The 1,278-nt window shown below is 75.4% G+C and carries 1 protein-coding gene; it reads right to left on the minus strand.

Features of this window, described 5'->3' with window-relative positions; translation table 11 throughout:
- The coding region (locus I5Q34_RS32780; RefSeq protein ID WP_199896144.1) for a hypothetical protein at positions 1-1,278 on the minus strand (1,278 nt) is incomplete at both ends.

Genomic DNA, 1,278 nt, shown 5'->3' on the forward strand with positions numbered 1-1,278 from the left:
AGCGAGCAACGACGGTGCCACGGCAGCGAATCCCGCCCTCGCACTGCCGGTACGGACCCGCGCCGTACGCCGCCCGCGCCGCCGCGAGCGTCTCGAACTGCACCCCGTCAATGTCCGCGCAGGGGCCGCAGGTGTTCGCGTCGAGGACCTCCGTCGCCTCGTACACCGCGCGCGGCGCCGCCTCCAACGTCGCCAGCCGGCCCAGGTTTTGCGCACGGTGCAGAGCGCCGCCGAGCTGGTCGCGACGGAACCAACCCTTCAGACCCCGCAGGAACCCCACGATCGCGTCCGCGACTTGACGCCCGGACATACCGGGGGTGAAGAGGCGCAGCGCCTCCCGGCCGGCGGCGGCCGCGGCATCGGCGGCCAGGAGAGCGGCGGTTGCCGCCGCGATTTCGACGAGCTCGGACCCGAACGCCGCACGCAGCCGCGGCACGGCCGCATCCCGCAGTCCTTCGTCCACCGTCGGCGGCGTGACCGTGACGCCCTGCGCGGCGGCCTCGGCGGCCATCTGCTGCGCCGCCGTCGTCGCCATGTCCCCCAGCGCGGACCGCAGTACGGCCGTGGCCTGCTCGCTGCTCGCGCTCAGCGCGGCCAGGGCGGCCGCGTCCTCGTCGTCGACGGCCGTCTCGATCTGCTCGGCGAGCTGCTCGTACTGGGCCTCGGCCACGTCTTCCCACTCCTCCAGGAGCCGGGCCAGGTGCTCCTCGAACTGCTCGCGGACGGCCTCCAGATCGCCGCTGTCGCCCTGGTCGGCCGCGCGGGCGCGGGGGTGCCGGTGGCGGGGATGCGCGCGGGCGAGGTCGAAGAGGGACCCGGCCAGCACGGGCGCCTCGGGCGGCTGGGCGTGATGGTGGATGTCCAGCCGCGCCGCCGGCCCGGGCGGCGCCGTCCGAGCTGCGGGCGACGGCGCGGGGGCGGCGGGCTGTGGGGGTTGGGGGACGTCGATGCCGAGCAGCGGCAGGATCACGGGCGCGAGCGCGGCCGGCGCGGCCGTGACGAGCCGGATGAGGAGTTCGCGGTCCTGGTCGGCGCCGGGCTGTCCGAACGCGATCTCCGGCAGGCCGACGGCGGCGAGGACTTCGGGCCCGTATGCGCCGGCCTCGATCAGCGCCTGTGCGGCGGTGGCCTTCGCGACGAGCGCGGCGTTCTCCGCCTCGGAGTCCGCCGGGACCGGGGAGCAGTAGTCAAACTCCAGCTCCCGCGCGGACGGACCGTACAGCGGCAACAGGTCGTTGTTCAGGGCGCCCTTGATGCGCTCCAGGCGCGGGACGGTCA

It is taken from the genome of Streptomyces sp. AV19 (assembly GCF_015999245.1).
Classification (GTDB): domain Bacteria; phylum Actinomycetota; class Actinomycetes; order Streptomycetales; family Streptomycetaceae; genus Streptomyces.